12 protein-coding genes are annotated in these 14782 nt (G+C 73.2%); 8 read left to right on the forward strand and 4 right to left on the reverse strand.

Going from position 1 to position 14782, the window contains the following annotated elements; all coding sequences use genetic code 11:
* The first annotated feature begins 103 nt into the window (after positions 1-103).
* From ACFXPK_RS13210 to ACFXPK_RS13240, 7 genes are all read left to right on the forward strand, one after another.
* Entirely contained in the window at positions 104-367 is a 264-nt protein-coding gene (locus ACFXPK_RS13210; RefSeq protein ID WP_385074748.1) for a hypothetical protein, read from the forward strand.
* Between the two features lie 11 nt (positions 368-378).
* The gene (locus ACFXPK_RS13215) at positions 379-1443 is read left to right on the forward strand and encodes a glutamate ABC transporter substrate-binding protein (RefSeq protein ID WP_385005967.1); all 1065 of its coding nucleotides are present in this window, start codon (positions 379-381) and stop codon (positions 1441-1443) included.
* 117 nt (positions 1444-1560) lie between these two features.
* Positions 1561-2889: a hypothetical protein gene (locus ACFXPK_RS13220; protein WP_385074751.1), complete on the forward strand. Its 1329-nt coding sequence runs from the start codon at positions 1561-1563 to the stop codon at positions 2887-2889.
* Between the two features lie 55 nt (positions 2890-2944).
* Positions 2945-5764, forward strand: coding sequence for a tetratricopeptide repeat protein (locus ACFXPK_RS13225; RefSeq protein ID WP_385074753.1), 2820 nt, complete (start codon positions 2945-2947; stop codon positions 5762-5764).
* A gap of 3 nt (positions 5765-5767) precedes the next feature.
* Entirely contained in the window at positions 5768-7165 is a 1398-nt protein-coding gene (locus tag ACFXPK_RS13230; RefSeq protein WP_385074756.1) for a protein phosphatase 2C domain-containing protein, read from the forward strand.
* 178 nt (positions 7166-7343) lie between these two features.
* Positions 7344-8702 carry a VWA domain-containing protein gene (locus ACFXPK_RS13235; RefSeq protein WP_385074758.1) on the forward strand — a complete coding sequence of 453 codons (1359 nt, stop codon included), beginning with the start codon at positions 7344-7346 and terminating at the stop codon, positions 8700-8702.
* Between the two features lie 94 nt (positions 8703-8796).
* The gene (locus tag ACFXPK_RS13240) at positions 8797-10047 is read left to right on the forward strand and encodes an FHA domain-containing protein (protein WP_385074761.1); all 1251 of its coding nucleotides are present in this window, start codon (positions 8797-8799) and stop codon (positions 10045-10047) included.
* Here the strand turns inward: ACFXPK_RS13240 and ACFXPK_RS13245 are convergent.
* Positions 10028-11077, reverse strand: a complete 1050-nt coding sequence (locus ACFXPK_RS13245) for a methyltransferase domain-containing protein (protein WP_385074763.1) — start codon at positions 11075-11077, stop codon at positions 10028-10030. The two genes, ACFXPK_RS13240 and ACFXPK_RS13245, sit on opposite strands and share 20 nt — an antisense overlap.
* Before the next feature lie 113 nt (positions 11078-11190).
* On the opposite strand from ACFXPK_RS13245, the gene ACFXPK_RS13250 reads away from it, so the two are divergent.
* Complete coding sequence (locus ACFXPK_RS13250; protein ID WP_385074766.1) at positions 11191-11595, forward strand: globin; 405 nt, start codon at positions 11191-11193, stop codon at positions 11593-11595.
* 67 nt (positions 11596-11662) lie between these two features.
* Here ACFXPK_RS13250 and ACFXPK_RS13255 read toward each other — a convergent pair whose 3' ends face one another.
* The 3 genes from ACFXPK_RS13255 to ettA are packed head-to-tail and all read right to left on the reverse strand — an operon-like array spanning position 11663 to position 14515.
* Positions 11663-12427, reverse strand: coding sequence for a hypothetical protein (locus ACFXPK_RS13255; protein WP_385005997.1), 765 nt, complete (start codon positions 12425-12427; stop codon positions 11663-11665).
* The gene (locus ACFXPK_RS13260; RefSeq protein WP_384909917.1) at positions 12424-12849 is read right to left on the reverse strand and encodes an acyl-CoA thioesterase; all 426 of its coding nucleotides are present in this window, start codon (positions 12847-12849) and stop codon (positions 12424-12426) included. Before ACFXPK_RS13260 ends, ACFXPK_RS13255 begins: the two co-directional genes overlap by 4 nt.
* A gap of 1 nt (position 12850) precedes the next feature.
* A complete protein-coding gene (ettA, locus tag ACFXPK_RS13265; RefSeq protein WP_385074769.1) occupies positions 12851-14515 on the reverse strand; it encodes an energy-dependent translational throttle protein EttA in 1665 nt (554 codons plus the stop codon).
* Positions 14516-14782 lie beyond the last annotated feature (267 nt).

Genomic DNA, 14782 nt, shown 5'->3' on the forward strand with positions numbered 1-14782 from the left:
GGGGCTGTGGGCCCGCGCACGGGCGGCCTGTACCTGATCCGTACGGAGGGACGGGGGTTGCCCCCCGGGGGCGGGGGCGGCGGGGCCCCCCCGCCACAAGTCGGTGAGTGAGACGGACCGTTCGGGTGACTACGGGACGGCGGTGGAGAAGGTCATCGGCGACGGCGGTTCGACGGGGCAGTCCTTCGACCGGGTCGACCGGGCGCTGGGCGAGGCGGTCGCGCAGGAGCAGAAGGAGTTCAAGGCTTCCGCCTCGGACGGCCGGGGCGCGCTGACGGGGCTGGCGATCGGCGCGGGGGTGCTCGCCCTGGTGGCGGCGCTGGGCGCGATCCTGGGCGTGGGCCGCAGGCTTTCGGAGTACCGGTGAGAGGCGGAGGAATGGTTTCCAGGGACAGGCTCCGCCGGTTCCGCGGGGCGCGCGGTCCCCGGCCGTTCGCCGGGTTGCGCGGCTGGGGCGGCGTCTCGGCGATGGCGGGCGCCTGTGTGCTGACGGCGTCGCTCACCCTGCTTCCGCTGTCCCACTCCGTCGCGGAGCGCCAGGAGGACGCCCCGCAGCGGACGGCGACGGCCGTTCCCGCGGCGACGGCGGCGGAGTGCCAGGAGCCGGAGCGCAGCGTCCGGCCGTCGGGCGACGACGGGCCGTCCATCCGGAAGATCAAGGCGCGGGAGAACCCGAAGCTGATCATCGGGGTGGACCAGAACAGCTACCAGTGGGGCTATCTCAACCCGGACACCAAGGAGCCGCAGGGCTTCGACATCGATCTCGCCCGTGCCATAGCCAAGGACATCCTCGGCAGCGAGAAGGACGTCATCTTCCGCGCCATCCCCACCAACCAGCGGGTCGCCGCGCTGGACAACGGCACGGTCGACCTGGTCGTCAGGACGATGACGATCACCTGCGACCGGATCAAGCAGGTCGCGTTCTCCACGGCCTACTTCCAGACGGGTCAGCAGGTGCTGGCCCCCAAGGGCTCGACGATCACCGGGTTCAACGCGTCGCTGTCCGGCAAGCGGGTCTGCACGGCCGACGGTTCGACGGCGTACAAGGCGCTGGAGCGCAACGCGTACGGCGCGATATTCAAGGACGCCCATGACGGAACGGCGCTGGACGAGGACCGGCTGACGGTGCCCAACCAGCTCGACTGTCTGGTGCGGCTCCAGCTCGGTCTGGTCGACGCGGTGGTGACGGACAACGCCCTGGCGGCGGGTCAGGCGGCCCAGGACCCGGCGGTCGAGCTGGTCGGGAAGCCGCTGGCCCCGGAGTACTACGGGGTGGCGGCCAAGCTGGGCAACGAGGATCTGGTGTCCCGGGTGAACAAGGTGCTGGACGGGTATCGCGCCGGTGGGGCGAACAGCCCCTGGATGCTCGCGTACGACAAGTGGCTGAAGGCGGCGCTGCCGGGCATCACCGCGCCGCCGGAGGCCACGTACAGGAACGGCTGACGGTCCGCACCGGGCACCACGCGGGACGGCACCGGACGCGGCAGCGGGCAGGGCATCGGAGAGCCGCCGGCGCGGCAGGCGGCACGGCGGCGGAACAGCGGAGCGGAGAGGTGATCGATGGGCGGCACGGGCTCCTTTCCCGACGCGACGGGAAGGCCACCGGGACCGGTGATGGACCGGGACGAGGTGGACCGTGCCCTGGCGCGCCTCGAAGCGGAGCACGAGGCGATCGAGAGCTCGCTCCTCGCCCTCCAGGACCACGCGGGGCGGCGGCTCCTCGAAGGGGCCGAGCTGTCCGGGGTCACCAAGGACCGCTGGGCGACCGCCGAGAGCGCGATCACGCTGCTCTGGTCGTACTTCGACAGCTACTCCGCCGCGCTGACCGGCGCCCGTGAGGCGCGGGCCCGGCGGCGCTGGCCGAGCCGTGACGACCTGGTGGAGCTGACGGAGACGCTGCGCGGGCGCGGGGTCACCGTCGCGGGGCCCTCCCGCCCGCTGCCCGAGCTGGCCGCGCCTGCCAGGCTCTCCGAGCACTTCACGCTCGCCGAACTGGTCACGCGGATGAACGAGTTGTACGCCAGCTCGCTGGACATGGTCGTGGCCGCGGACTCCGTGTGGTCGGCGCTGCCCGCCCGGATCGACCTGCTCTCTGCGGAGTTGCAGCGCACCCGCTCGCTGGCGCACTCCGTGGGCGTACGGCCCGGGGAGCATCCGGCGGGCGACGACCTGGAGTCGATCACCCATGAGCTGTCCACGCTGCGCGCCCAGGTGATCTCCGATCCGCTGGCCTTCTGGCGTCCCGCGCCGGGCAGTTCGGCCCCGGGCGGCGGCCGGCCCGACACCGAGCGCTACGACCGGGCGGCGCGTGCGCTGGAGGAGGTGCGGAGCGAGACCGAGGCGGTGCTGCGGGTGCGCCAGGACTCGGAGGAGCGGTTGATGCGGCTGCGTGACGTGCTGTCGCGGGCCGACCGTACGCTCACCGAGGCGCGCGCGGCCCGCGGCGAGGTGCTGGCGAAGATCGCCGCGTCCGAGGTGCCCGCGGTGAGCGGCCCGCCGACCGTGCTCCACGAACGGCTGACGACGGCCGCCGGGTACCGCAGGCACGCCCAGTGGCACCGGTTGTCGCCGCTGCTGGAGTCGCTGGAACGGGACGCCGAGGACGAACTGCTGCGGGCCCGCGCCTCCCTGACCGCCGTCACGGCGCCGCTCGCGGTCCGCGCCGAGCTGCGCGGCCGGCTGGACGCGTACAAGGCGAAGGTCGCCCGGCACGGGATGGCCGAGGACCCGCTCCTGATGGAGCGGTACGACGCGGCGCGCCGGATGCTGTGGAGCGCGCCCTGCGATCTGCGCGTCGCCGAGGAGGCCGTGCTGCGCTACCAGCGGGCGGCGGCGGACGTCCTCGTCCCCGGCCCGCCGGGGCCCGCCGACCGAGGAGGCGGGGCGTGAGGGCGGCCGGACCGATGAGGAACAGCGGAACGACAGCGGGAGAGCGGGCGGACGGATGAGCGGGAACACGGCGTGCCAGCGCCCCGGCTGCGAGGGCTCGTACGAGGACATGGGCGGCGGTGAGCTGTACTGCGACACCTGCGGTCTGGCGCCCGTCGTCTCCCCCAACGGGTCGCTCGCCTCACCGCCCACCGGCATCGCGGGCGGCGGACGCGGCGGCAGCGGTTCCGGGGGCGGGGGGAAGGACTCGGGGAAGGGCTCGGGCAGCGGGGAGTCCTCGCGTTCGTCGACCTCCCGTTCCTCCCGGGCGTCCTCGCGCTCCTCGACCTCCCGGCGCTCCGTCTCCGGGCGGCTCTCGCGCTCGCTGTCGGGCCGGGTGTCGGCGCGGTCGGTCTCGGTGCGCAGCTCCGGCTCCTCGGCCGGCTCCTCGGGGCGCAACCGGCTGGGCGCGGGCCTGGTCTCCGTACCGGACGTACCGCGCCCCGATCCGCGCTCGGCCGTGATGGACCGCCCGGAGGTGCCGGAGCGCAAGCGGTACTGCTCGCGCTCGGACTGCGGGGCGGCGGTGGGCCGGGCGCGCGGCGACCGCCCCGGGCGTACGGAGGGGTTCTGCACGAAGTGCGGACACCCGTACTCGTTCGTGCCCAAGCTCCACGAGGGCAATGTGGTGCACGGGCAGTACGAGGTCGTGGGGTGTCTGGCGCACGGCGGTCTGGGCTGGGTCTATCTGGCCATCGACCGCGCCGTGTCGGACCGCTGGGTGGTCCTCAAGGGTCTGCTGGACACGGGTGACCAGGACGCCATGGAGGCGGCGATCTCCGAGCGGCGCTTCCTCGCCGAGATCGAGCACTCCAACATCGTCCGTATCTACAACTTCGTGGAACATCTGGACCAGCACACGGGCTCCATGGACGGCTACATAGTCATGGAGTACGTGGGCGGCAAGTCGCTCAAGGAGATCGCCAACGGGCGGCGTACGGGCGCGGGCAAGCGCGATCCGCTGCCGGTCGAGCAGGCGTGCGCGTACGGCATCGAGGCGCTGGAGGCGCTGGGCCACCTGCACAGCAGGAATCTGCTGTACTGCGACTTCAAGGTCGACAACGCGATCCAGACCGAGGACCAGCTCAAGCTGATCGACATGGGCGCGGTCCGCAGGATGGACGACGACGAGTCGGCGATCTACGGCACGGTGGGCTACCAGGCCCCCGAGGTCGCCGAGGTCGGTCCCTCGGTCGCCTCCGACCTGTACACGGTGGCGCGCACCCTGGCGGTGCTGACGTTCGACTTCCAGGGCTACACCAATGTGTTCGCGGACTCGCTCCCGGACCCGGACAACATCGACGTCTTCCGTACGTACGAGTCGTTCTACCGGCTGCTGGTGCGGGCGACGGACCCGGATCCGGCCCAGCGGTTCTCCTCGGCCCAGGAGATGGCCGAGCAGCTCACGGGGGTGCTGCGGGAGGTCGTCGCGCTCCAGACGGGGCGTCCGCGCCCCGCACTGTCCACGCTGTTCGGACCCGAACTGCGGGTCACGGACACGGAGCTGTTCGCGGAGCTGACGGAGGACGTCTCGCGGCTGGGGGTACGGGCGGAGCCGAAGGGCGGTCTGTTCGCCCGGCGCGCCGGGGCGTCGGGCCGAGCGCGGACCAGGCCCGCGGTCGGGGGTTCCGCCGCGCCGCCGGCGCTGCCCGCGCCGGGCGCCAGACCGGGCGCCGCCGGGTACGGCGGACTCGATCCCGCGCTGCCGGCGGCTCCGGCGCACCCTCCGGCGGCCGCGCCGTCCGTGCTGTCCGCACTGCCCGCGCCCCGGGCCGAGGCCCCGGCCGGCGGTGCGGGAACCGCCTTCGGCGTGCCGGTGAACACGACGCCGGGGGCGCCCCGGCTCGCGCCGCTCGCCGCGGCGGCGACGGCGCTGGCCCTGCCGGTGCCGCGCGTCGACCCGAACGATCCGAACGCCGGGTTCCTCGCGGGGCTGATGGCCTCCGCGCCCGCCGAGCTGATCGCGGCGCTGGCCTCGGCGCCCACCGACTCCGTGGAGCGCGGACTGCGTGAGCTGCGCGCCCGGCTGGAGATGGGCGAACCGGCCGTCGCGACCGAGGCGCTGAACGTGCTGGAGGAGCGCCGTCCCGACGACTGGCGGGTCGTCTGGTACCGGGGGATCGCCTCGCTGGCCACCGGTGACCACGAGGTCGCGGCCCTCTCCTTCGACGCGATCTACGACGCGTTCCCCGGCGAGCCCGCCCCGAAGCTGGCGCTCGGCGTCTGCGCGGAGGTGCTCGGTCAACTGGACAACGCGGCCGAGTACTACCGTCTGGTGTGGACGACGGACCCGAGCTATGTCAGCTCGGCGTTCGGGCTGGCCCGGGTGCAGCTCGCCGCCGGGGACCGGGCCGGCGCCGTACGGACGCTGGAGTCGGTGCCGGAGGTGTCGATCCACTACACGGCGGCGCGGGTCGCGGCCGTACGGGCGCGGCTGCGCCAGCGCGGGGTCCCGGCGCCCGCCCCGGCCGGCGCCCCCGGCCCCGGCGCGGGCCCGGCGTACGGACAGGGCTCCGGTACGGAGCCGGCGCTGATCGACGATCTGACGGCGGCGGCGCAGCAGGTCTCCGCGCTCCAGCAGTTCGATCTGGACGCCGTACGGCGGGAGCAGTTGTCGACGGAGGTACTGGGCACCGCTCTGGACTGGGTACTCTCCGGTAGTCCGGGGTCACGCCCGGTCCAGGGCGTGCTGCTCGGCAGCGAACTGGACGAGCGCGGTCTGCGTCTTGGACTGGAACGCTCGTACCGGGTACTCGCCCGGCTCGCTCAGCGCGGCGAGGAGAGGATCGAACTGGTGGAGCGGGCCAACCGTTTCCGCCCCCGGACGTGGGTGTGATTGATGTCCCAGATGCACCGGTCGGCCGACCTGCCGACCTGCCCGAGCTGCGAGGAGCCGCTGGAGTCCGGCGACCTGTTCTGCGGCGGGTGCGGCTACGACCTGTCGGCTGCCCGGCAGCACCCGGACGATCACCCCACGCTGGTCATGCACGGCGCGGGACAGACGGAGCCGCGCCCTCCGGTCACCCCCGCGACGCCCCCCGCGTCCGCCGCCCCGGGCGCTCCCGCGGCCGGTGTGGAGTGGCCCCCGGCCGCCGGTGTGGACAGCACGGGCACCCCCGTACCGGCCCATCTGCCGGAAGAGGTGCCGGGGCTGGACTCCGCGGGGTCACGGCTGCCCGAGCACCCGGGCGACTTCGAACTCCCCGCGCCCGCCCGCCCGCCCGGCGCGCAGCCCGCGCCGGTGGTCCCGGCGTCCCCGCCCGCGCCGCCGGCCCGGTCGGACGACCCGCGGACGTCCGCCGCGGGCGTAGCGGCGCCGCCCGCAGGGACGAAGATCTGTGTGGCCTGCCGCGCGGGCCGCGTCGACACCGACGGCTACTGCGAGAACTGCGGTCACGCGCAGCCGCGTGAGCGCGACCACATGGAGCAGGAGCTGTGCGCGGTGGCCGCGGTCAGCGACCGCGGGCTGCGCCATCACCGTAACGAGGACGCGTTCGCCGTGTCCTCGGCCGCGCTGCCGGACGGTTCGCCCGCCGTGGTGGCGGTCGTCTGCGACGGTGTGTCGTCGGCGACCCGCCCGGACGAGGCGTCGGCCGCCGCGTCGGCGTCGGCCAACGAGTCGCTGCTGGGCGCCCTGGAGCGCGGGACGCATCCGCAGCAGGCGATGCACGACGCGATCGTGGCCGCCGCCGACGCCGTCAACGCGCTGGCCGCCTCGGTCGCCCCGGAGCGCGAGCACCACCAGAACGCCCCGGCCTGCACGATCGTCGGCGCGGTCGTGGCGAACGGGCTGCTGGTCATCGGGTGGATCGGCGACAGCAGGGCGTACTGGGTGCCCGACGACCGCGGCGGTCCGCCCGCCCGGCTCACCGAGGACGACTCGTGGGCCGCGCAGATGGTCGCGGCGGGGCTGATGAGCGAGGCCGAGGCGTACGCGGACGAGCGCGCCCACGCGATCACCGGCTGGCTGGGCGCGGACGCCTACGAACTGGAGCCGCACACCGCGTCGTTCAAGCCGGACCGCCCCGGTGTCGTGGTGGTCTGCACGGACGGGCTGTGGAACTACGCGGAGGGCGCCGACGAGATGGCCAGGGCGCTGCCCGCCGACGCCGCGCGCCGGCCGCTGCACGCGGCCCAGGTCCTGGTCGGGCACGCGCTCGACGGCGGGGGCCACGACAACGTAACGGTGGCCGTGCTGCCGTTCGCCGTACCGGCGCAAGGGGCAGGATCCGCCTGAGTGCGGTGTGGGGGCCCCGCGCCGCCGCGCCGTCACCGCACCCGCCGTACGCGCCCCGCGCCCTCTCCTCACGGTCCGTCTCCTCACGATCCGCCTCCCCACGACCTGTCCCACCGATCTATCTCACCGACTTCTCCCACGGGTCTCCGTCGTGCGGAGCGTCAAGGAGCCGATACAGATGGCGAACTTCTCCAAGTCGAACGTGCCGCAGTTCTCCGTCGACGTGTACCAGAACGCCTACCTGCCGGAAGGCGGGCGCGAGGTCAACGCGATCGTGACGGTCACGTCGACGGGTGGCGGGACCACCGGTGGCGTGCCGCTCGCGGGAGCCTCCTCGTCGCCCGCCACCCTCCCCGGATACGGCCCGAACGCGGCCGTGGTGCTCATGGTCGACTGCTCGGGCTCGATGGACTACCCGCCCACGAAGATGCGGAACGCGCGCGACGCCACGGCCGCCGCCGTCGACACCCTGCGCGACGGGGTCGCCTTCGCGATCGTCGCCGGTACGCATGTGGCGAAGGAGGTCTACCCGGGCGACGGACGGCTGGCGGTCGCCGACGCGCGCACCCGGGCGGCGGCCAAGGAGGCGCTGCGCAGGCTCGGCGCGGGCGGGGGTACGGCGATCGGCACCTGGCTGCGCCTCGCCGACCGGCTGCTCGCCTCGGCCGACGTACCGATCCGGCACGGCATCCTGCTCACCGACGGGCGCAACGAGCACGAGGCGCCGGAGGATCTGCGGGCCGCGCTGGAGAGCTGTGCGGGCCGTTTCACCTGTGACGCGAGGGGTGTCGGTACGGACTGGGAGGTGAAGGAGGTCACCGCGATCGCCTCCGCGCTGCTCGGTACGGCCGACATCGTGGCGGATCCGTCGGGGCTGGCCGCGGACTTCACGCGGATGATGGAGAACGCGATGGGCAAAGAGGTCGCGGATGTCGCGCTGCGGCTCTGGACCCCCGTCGGTGTGGAGATCCTCTTCGTCAAGCAGGTGGCGCCGACGGTCGAGGAACTGACCGGCCGGCGCACCGAGTCGGGGCCGCGGGCCGGGGACTATCCGACCGGGTCCTGGGGCGACGAGTCCCGTGACTACCACGTGTGCGTACGGGTCCCGGAGGCGGGCATCGGCCAGGAGATGCTGGCCGCGCGGGTCTCGCTGATCCTGCCCGCGCCGGGCGGCGGTACCCCCGAGGTGCTGTCCCAGGGGCTGGTACGGGCGGTGTGGACGGACGACATGGCGGCCTCCACCTCGATCAACCCCCAGGTCGCCCACTACACGGGCCAGGCCGAGTTGGCGCAGGTCATCCAACAGGGGCTGGATGCCCGCAAGTCGGGTGATTTCGACGGTGCGACGGCCAAGCTGGGGCGGGCCGTGCAACTCGCCGCGTCCTCGGGAAACGCCGATACGGCGAAATTGCTTTCGAAGGTGGTGGACGTGGTCGATGCGGCGACAGGTACTGTGCGACTGAAGGCGAAAGTCGCGGATGCGGACGAGATGACCCTCGAAACGCGCTCCACCAAGACCGTTCGCGTCAAGAAGTAACCATCGACCACGGCCCAGGGGCCGGACACGAGAGCGGCCCGCGGGCCCGATGAGCGAGCGGCCCACGGGCCGGACGAGAGGAGGAGGCGCCGACATGCCGACCTGCCCGAACGGACACCAGTCGGGTTCCGAGGACTGGTGCGAGGTCTGCGGCCATCGCATGGCCGGCCCCGGCGCCCCGACGGGCGCCGTACCGCCGCCCCCTCCCCCGCCGCCCCCCGCGCCCGGCTACGGCTATCCGCCGAGCGGGCCCGACGCCACCGCGCAGGCGGAGCTGTGCCCGCAGTGCCGTACGCCTCGGGAGCCGATGGCTCCGTTCTGCGAGGAGTGCCGCTGGAACTTCCTGACGAACACGGCGACGTCGTACACCCCGCTGGCCCCGCACCACAGTCCCGGCGGCGGCCCCGGTGGTCCTGGTGGCTCCGGGGGCTTCGGCCCGCCCGGCGGTTCCGGCGGTCCGGTCTCCGGGCTGAACCTGCCGCCCGGTTTCCAGGCGCAGCAGCCCAGGCCGCCCGAGCCGTTCGATTACCAGAGTTCGCGCCCCTCGCAGCTCAACCGGCCCGCCGAGCCCCTGTCCCCGGACCAGTCGGCGCCGCACGGCGCGTCCCCGGGTACGTCGGCCCCGTCGCGCCCCGGGCAGGACTACGCGCGTCCCGACTACCAGCAGGGCCCGCCGCCCCCGCCGCCGTACCAGCAGGGGCCGCCCTCGCCGTACCAGCAGGACGGTCCGCCGTCGGCGCCGCGCCTGCCGCTCTCGCCGGTCTTCCAGCACACCTCCGCGCCCCCGGCGCCCGCCCCGCCGCAGCAGAGCGGCGAGGACGACTGGATGCTGCCGCCGCCCTCCTCCTCCGCGCCCCAGTCACAGGCACCCCGGTCACAGGCGCCGCAGGGCCCGCAGGAGTCCCCCCTGCACGATCCGTCGCAGCAGTACCAGCGTGCGGCGAACTGGACGGCGGTCGTCGGTCCCGACCGCGACTACTTCATGGCGATGATGCAGCGCAGCGGCCCCGAGGCCACCGGGCTGAATCTGCCGGCGTACTCCCCCGAGCAGCGGCTGTCGCTGACCGGCACCCAGATCGCGATCGGCCGTCGCCGGCACTCCACCGGCGAGTCCCCCGACATCGATCTGTCGGTGCCGCCGGAGGACCCGGGGGTCTCGCACCAGCACGCGGTCCTGGTCCACCAGCCGGACGGGAGCTGGGCGGTCGTCGACCAGAACTCGACCAACGGCACCACGCTGAACGGCGCCGAGGACCCGATACAGCCCTTCGTCCCCGTCCCGCTCAAGGACGGTGACCGGGTGCATGTCGGCGCCTGGACGACGATCACGATCCGCCGCGACTGATCCGCCGGCCCGCCCCGGTGCCGGGGCCGTCGTCCTGGCCGAGTGGCCAGACGTACGGTCCCGCCGGGTCGTCCAGCCAGACCCACTGGCCGTCCTGGGTGACGGTGACGCCGTACCGCTCGCGCGCCGGCCGGCCCTCGCGCTCCCAGAGCGAGAGCGCCTCGCGCGGGTCGAGCCGGCCGGCGGTCAGGGTCAGCAGGAAGCGGAACAGCTCGTGCTCGCTCGCGCGCCTGGGCAGTCCGCCGAGGGAACGGTACGGTCCCGCCCGCCCGGCCGGGACGCCCCGCAGCGGTACGAAGTACGCGGCGGTGTGCAGGAAGCGCCCCTCCGCGTACCGCCCCTGCGGTGCGTCCGTGACCCCGAGCGTGATCAGCCCGGTGGCGAGCGGGGCCAGGATCCGCGCCCCGGGGCGCGACTGCGCGGTCCAGGTCCGGGGCACCGACGGCAGGGTGCAGGTCGCGATGATCCGGTCGAACGGCGCGCGCTCGGGGCAGCCGCGCGCCCCGTCGCCGGTGAGGACGGTGGGCCGGTACCCGGCCGCGGCGAGATGCGTACGGGCGGATTCGGTGATCTCCGGTTCCAGATCGACGGTGGTCACCCGCGTGTCGCCGAGCCGGTGGGAGAGCAGCGCCGCGTTGTAGCCGCTGCCCGCGCCGATCTCCAGGACGCGGTGCCCGTCCCGTACGTCCAGCTCGACCAGCATGCGGGCCATCAGGGAGGGCTGGCTGCTGGACGAGATCAGCTCGCCGTCGCGCACCCGGGTGGCGAGCGGGGCGTCCGCGTACGCGCCCCTCAGCCAGCGCCCGCGCCGTACGGGGTCGGGGTCGCCGCCCCAGAGCCGGTCCCAGCCGCCGGGCCGGCTGGTGAAGTAGTACGGGACGAAGAGATGGCGCGGCACCTCCTCGAACGCCGCGCGCCAGGCCGGATCGTCCAGCGCCCCGGTCAGCGCGATCTCCCGGACCAGCCCGGCGCGCGCCGCGGCGGCGGCCGCTTCGTCGGGGCCGTACGGGTCGACCGGATGTGCGCCCATCTCTCCACTCTCCTGGCTCGGCGCCCGGGAAGCGAACGGACCCGCCAGGGGGTCACCGGAGTGGAAGGACCAGGACCTGGGTCCTCGGCCGTGGCGTCTGAGACCATGGACGGGTGAACGATATTCCGCGCGACACGCTTCAGGAGCAGACCTTCTACGAGCAGGTCGGCGGCGAGGAGACCTTCCGGCGCCTGGTCCACCGCTTCTACCAGGGGGTCGCCGGGGACCCGCTGCTGCGGCCGATGTACCCGGAGGAGGATCTGGGTCCGGCCGAGGAGCGCTTCGCGCTCTTCCTCATGCAGTACTGGGGCGGCCCGCGCACCTACAGCGACCAGCGCGGCCACCCCCGGCTGCGGATGCGGCACGCCCCGTTCGCGGTGGACAGCGCCGCGCACGACGCCTGGCTGCGGCACATGCGGGTGGCGCTCGACGAGCTGGGGCTGTCCGAGGCGCACGAACGGCAGCTCTGGGACTATCTGACGTATGCCGCCGCGTCGATGGTGAACACCGCCGGCTGAGGTCCCGTAGGGGGTCTGCCCGCAGACCGGGGTCTGCCCTCAGGCCGGGGGCGGCCCCCTGTGGACCTCAGGTCGGGGTGACCGTCAGGCCGCCGAGCCCGGACCGCCGGACCGCGATGGAACCGAACGCGGTACGGAGCCGGAGCCAGCTCCCGGACTCCAGCAGCGCCAGCGGCTCCTCGGGGGCGGCGCCGGCGGGTACCAGCGCGCGTACCGGGCGCAGGAAGCCCAGCGACTGCGCGGCGTGCACGGCTCGCAGCGGCAGATGGGTGTCGCCGAGGGTGCGGGACCAGATCTCCCGGCCGATCCGGTCGCGCGTGGCGCGCGTCCGGTCGCCGGGCGCCAACTGCTCGTCCCTGGTCCGGAACTCCGCGACGGCCCCGGCCAGCGCGCGCCGTACGGCCTCCGCGCCGGGGAGTCCGGGAACCTGGCGCCAGCCGCCGCGCGGCGGCAGCACCCCGGCCCACGGCGGCCCGGTGACGGCGGCGGGGACGACCGCGGTGCGCGCGGCCTCCCCGGCGGAGTCGGGGGCGGCCGGCGGGGCCGGTGCGTCGAGGGAGTCGAGGAGTTCCCCGGCGGAGACGGTGACGTCCAGCGGGGCCGCCGCCCTCGGGGTGTACGGGGCGCCGAGCCTGGCCGTACGGATGGCCAGCACCTCGAAGGACGCGGGACGGCCGAAGACCGCGAGCGCGCCGCCGCCCGCGCCCCCGCCGCCGGCCTGGAGCCGGACGGCGGCGGCGCGGTCGTAGTGGATCAGCCGCGCGAGGAAGGCGCCGAGGTCGGCGGCCTCCCGCGCATCGGCGAACTCCAGGGTTCTGACGGACAGGGTCATGCCGCGAGCGCGTCCTCGTCGTCCAGGTACTGCAGGAGGTGCGACTTCTCCTCGGCGGAGATCCGCCGGGGCCTGGCCGCTTCCAGGTCGTACGGCACGACGACCGTCGAGGCCCGTACGTACACCTGGTCGCCGTCCTTGATCTCGTACGCGATCGTCAGCGACGCCGCGTTGATCTTCGTCACCCAGGACTCGATGGTCACCGGCTGGTGCCGGTGGACCAGCGGCCGCTTGTAGTCGATCTCGTGCCGGGCGACCACGGATCCGCCCGAGAAGGACGGCGAGCCGTCCCCCGGCGCCAGCCGGAACATGAAGTCGATACGGGCTTCTTCCAGGTAGCTGATGAAGACCGCGTTGTTGACATGCCCGAAGGCGTCCATGTCCGACCAGCGCAGGGGGCAACTGTAGATATGACGGGCCATCTCAGCCCCGCGTGAGCTTCTTGTAGGTGGCGCGGTGCGGGCGGGCGGCGTCGGCGCCGAGCCGCGCGACCTTGTTCTTCTCGTACGACTCGTAGTTGCCCTCGAACCAGAACCACTTGGAGTCGCCCTCGTACGCCAGGATGTGCGTGGCGACGCGGTCCAGGAACCACCGGTCGTGGGAGACGACCACGGCCGCGCCCGGGAACTCCAGCAGCGCGTTCTCCAGCGAGGACAGGGTCTCGACGTCGAGGTCGTTCGTCGGCTCGTCGAGGAGGAGCAGGTTGCCGCCCTGCTTGAGGGTGAGCGCCAGGTTGAGGCGGTTGCGCTCACCGCCGGAGAGCACCCCGGCGGGCTTCTGCTGGTCCGGGCCCTTGAAGCCGAAGGCGGAGACGTAGGCGCGCGAGGGCATCTCGACATGGCCGACGTTGATGTAGTCCAGCTCGTCGGAGACGACCGCCCACAGCGACTTCTTCGGGTCGATGTTGCCGCGGCCCTGGTCGACGTAGCTGATCTTGACGGTGTCGCCGACCTTGATGGAGCCGGAGTCCGGCTCCTCGAAGCCCTGGATCATCTTGAACAGCGTGGTCTTGCCGGCGCCGTTCGGGCCGATGACCCCGACGATGCCGTTGCGCGGCAGCGTGAAGGAGAGGTCGTCGATGAGGACCTTGTCGCCGAACGCCTTGGAGAGGTTCTCGACCTCGACGACGACATTGCCGAGCCGCGGGCCCGGCGGGATCTGGATCTCCTCGAAGTCCAGCTTCCGCATCTTGTCGGCCTCGGCGGCCATCTCCTCGTAACGGGCGAGACGGGCCTTGGACTTGGCCTGGCGCCCCTTCGCGTTGGAGCGGACCCACTCCAGCTCGTCCTTGAGCCGCTTGGCGCGCTTGGCGTCCTTCTGGCCCTCGACCTTGAGACGGGTCTGCTTGGTCTCCAGGTACTTGGAGTAGTTGCCCTCGTAGCCGTGCAGACGGCCGCGGTCGACCTCGCAGATCCACCCGGCGACGTTGTCGAGGAAGTACCGGTCGTGGGTGACGGCGACGATGGTGCCGGGGTACTTGGCGAGGTGCTGCTCCAGCCACTGCACGGACTCGGCGTCCAGGTGGTTGGTGGGCTCGTCGAGGAGGAGCAGGTCGGGGGCTTCGAGGAGCAGCTTGCAGAGCGCGACGCGACGGCGCTCACCACCGGACAGGTTGGTGACGGGCCAGTCGCCGGGCGGGCAGCCGAGCGCGTCCATGGCCTGTTCGAGCTGGGTGTCCAGGTCCCACGCGTTGGCGTGGTCGAGGTCCTCCTGGAGCTTGCCCATCTCCTCCATGAGGGCGTCGGAGTAGTCCGTCGCCATCAGCTCGGCCACCTCGTTGAAGCGGTTGAGCTTGCCCATGATCTCGGCGGCGCCGTCCTGGACGTTCTGGAGGACGGTCTTCGACTCGTCGAGCTCCGGCTCCTGGAGGAGCATGCCGACGCTGTACCCGGGGGTCAGGAACGCGTCACCGTTGGAGGGCTGCTCGATGCCCGCCATGATCTTCAGGATGGTGGACTTTCCCGCGCCGTTGGGTCCCACCACACCGATCTTCGCGCCCGGCAAGAAGCTCTGCGTCACGTCATCGAGGATGACCTTGTCGCCGTGCGCCTTGCGCGCCTTGCGCATCGTGTAGATGTACTCAGCCAAGAGAAACCGTCCGGCAATCGAGAAGGGCCACTGTGCGGCTCCGCCGCGGGAGGGCAGATACACCCCATCTTGCCTGACGTCCATCCCCCGAAGGAAACCAGTACCGCTTCGCGGACAGCTTCCCCGGCCGGTTTCCGGGGGTCCGCGCGCGCCGTACGGAGGTGGCCCCCCCCGCGGCCCCCCCGGCCCGGGGCGCCCCCCCCCCCCGGGTCGCTCCCTCCGGCGCCGGCCGACGCCACCAAGGGGCGGGGTAAGGCCGGGAGCAAG

This window comes from Streptomyces sp. NPDC059142 (assembly GCF_042755665.1).
Lineage (GTDB): Bacteria > Actinomycetota > Actinomycetes > Streptomycetales > Streptomycetaceae > Streptomyces.

Coding starts and splice junctions, on each gene's coding strand:
- ACFXPK_RS13220 (WP_385074751.1), top strand. CDS start 1,561: ATGGGCGGCACGGGCTCCTTTCCCGACGCGACGGGAAGGCCACCGGGA.
- ACFXPK_RS13245 (WP_385074763.1), bottom strand. CDS start 11,077: ATGGGCGCACATCCGGTCGACCCGTACGGCCCCGACGAAGCGGCCGCC.
- ACFXPK_RS13240 (WP_385074761.1), top strand. CDS start 8,797: ATGCCGACCTGCCCGAACGGACACCAGTCGGGTTCCGAGGACTGGTGC.
- ACFXPK_RS13215 (WP_385005967.1), top strand. CDS start 379: ATGGTTTCCAGGGACAGGCTCCGCCGGTTCCGCGGGGCGCGCGGTCCC.
- ACFXPK_RS13230 (WP_385074756.1), top strand. CDS start 5,768: ATGTCCCAGATGCACCGGTCGGCCGACCTGCCGACCTGCCCGAGCTGC.
- ACFXPK_RS13235 (WP_385074758.1), top strand. CDS start 7,344: ATGGCGAACTTCTCCAAGTCGAACGTGCCGCAGTTCTCCGTCGACGTG.
- ACFXPK_RS13225 (WP_385074753.1), top strand. CDS start 2,945: ATGAGCGGGAACACGGCGTGCCAGCGCCCCGGCTGCGAGGGCTCGTAC.
- ACFXPK_RS13255 (WP_385005997.1), bottom strand. CDS start 12,427: ATGACCCTGTCCGTCAGAACCCTGGAGTTCGCCGATGCGCGGGAGGCC.
- ACFXPK_RS13260 (WP_384909917.1), bottom strand. CDS start 12,849: ATGGCCCGTCATATCTACAGTTGCCCCCTGCGCTGGTCGGACATGGAC.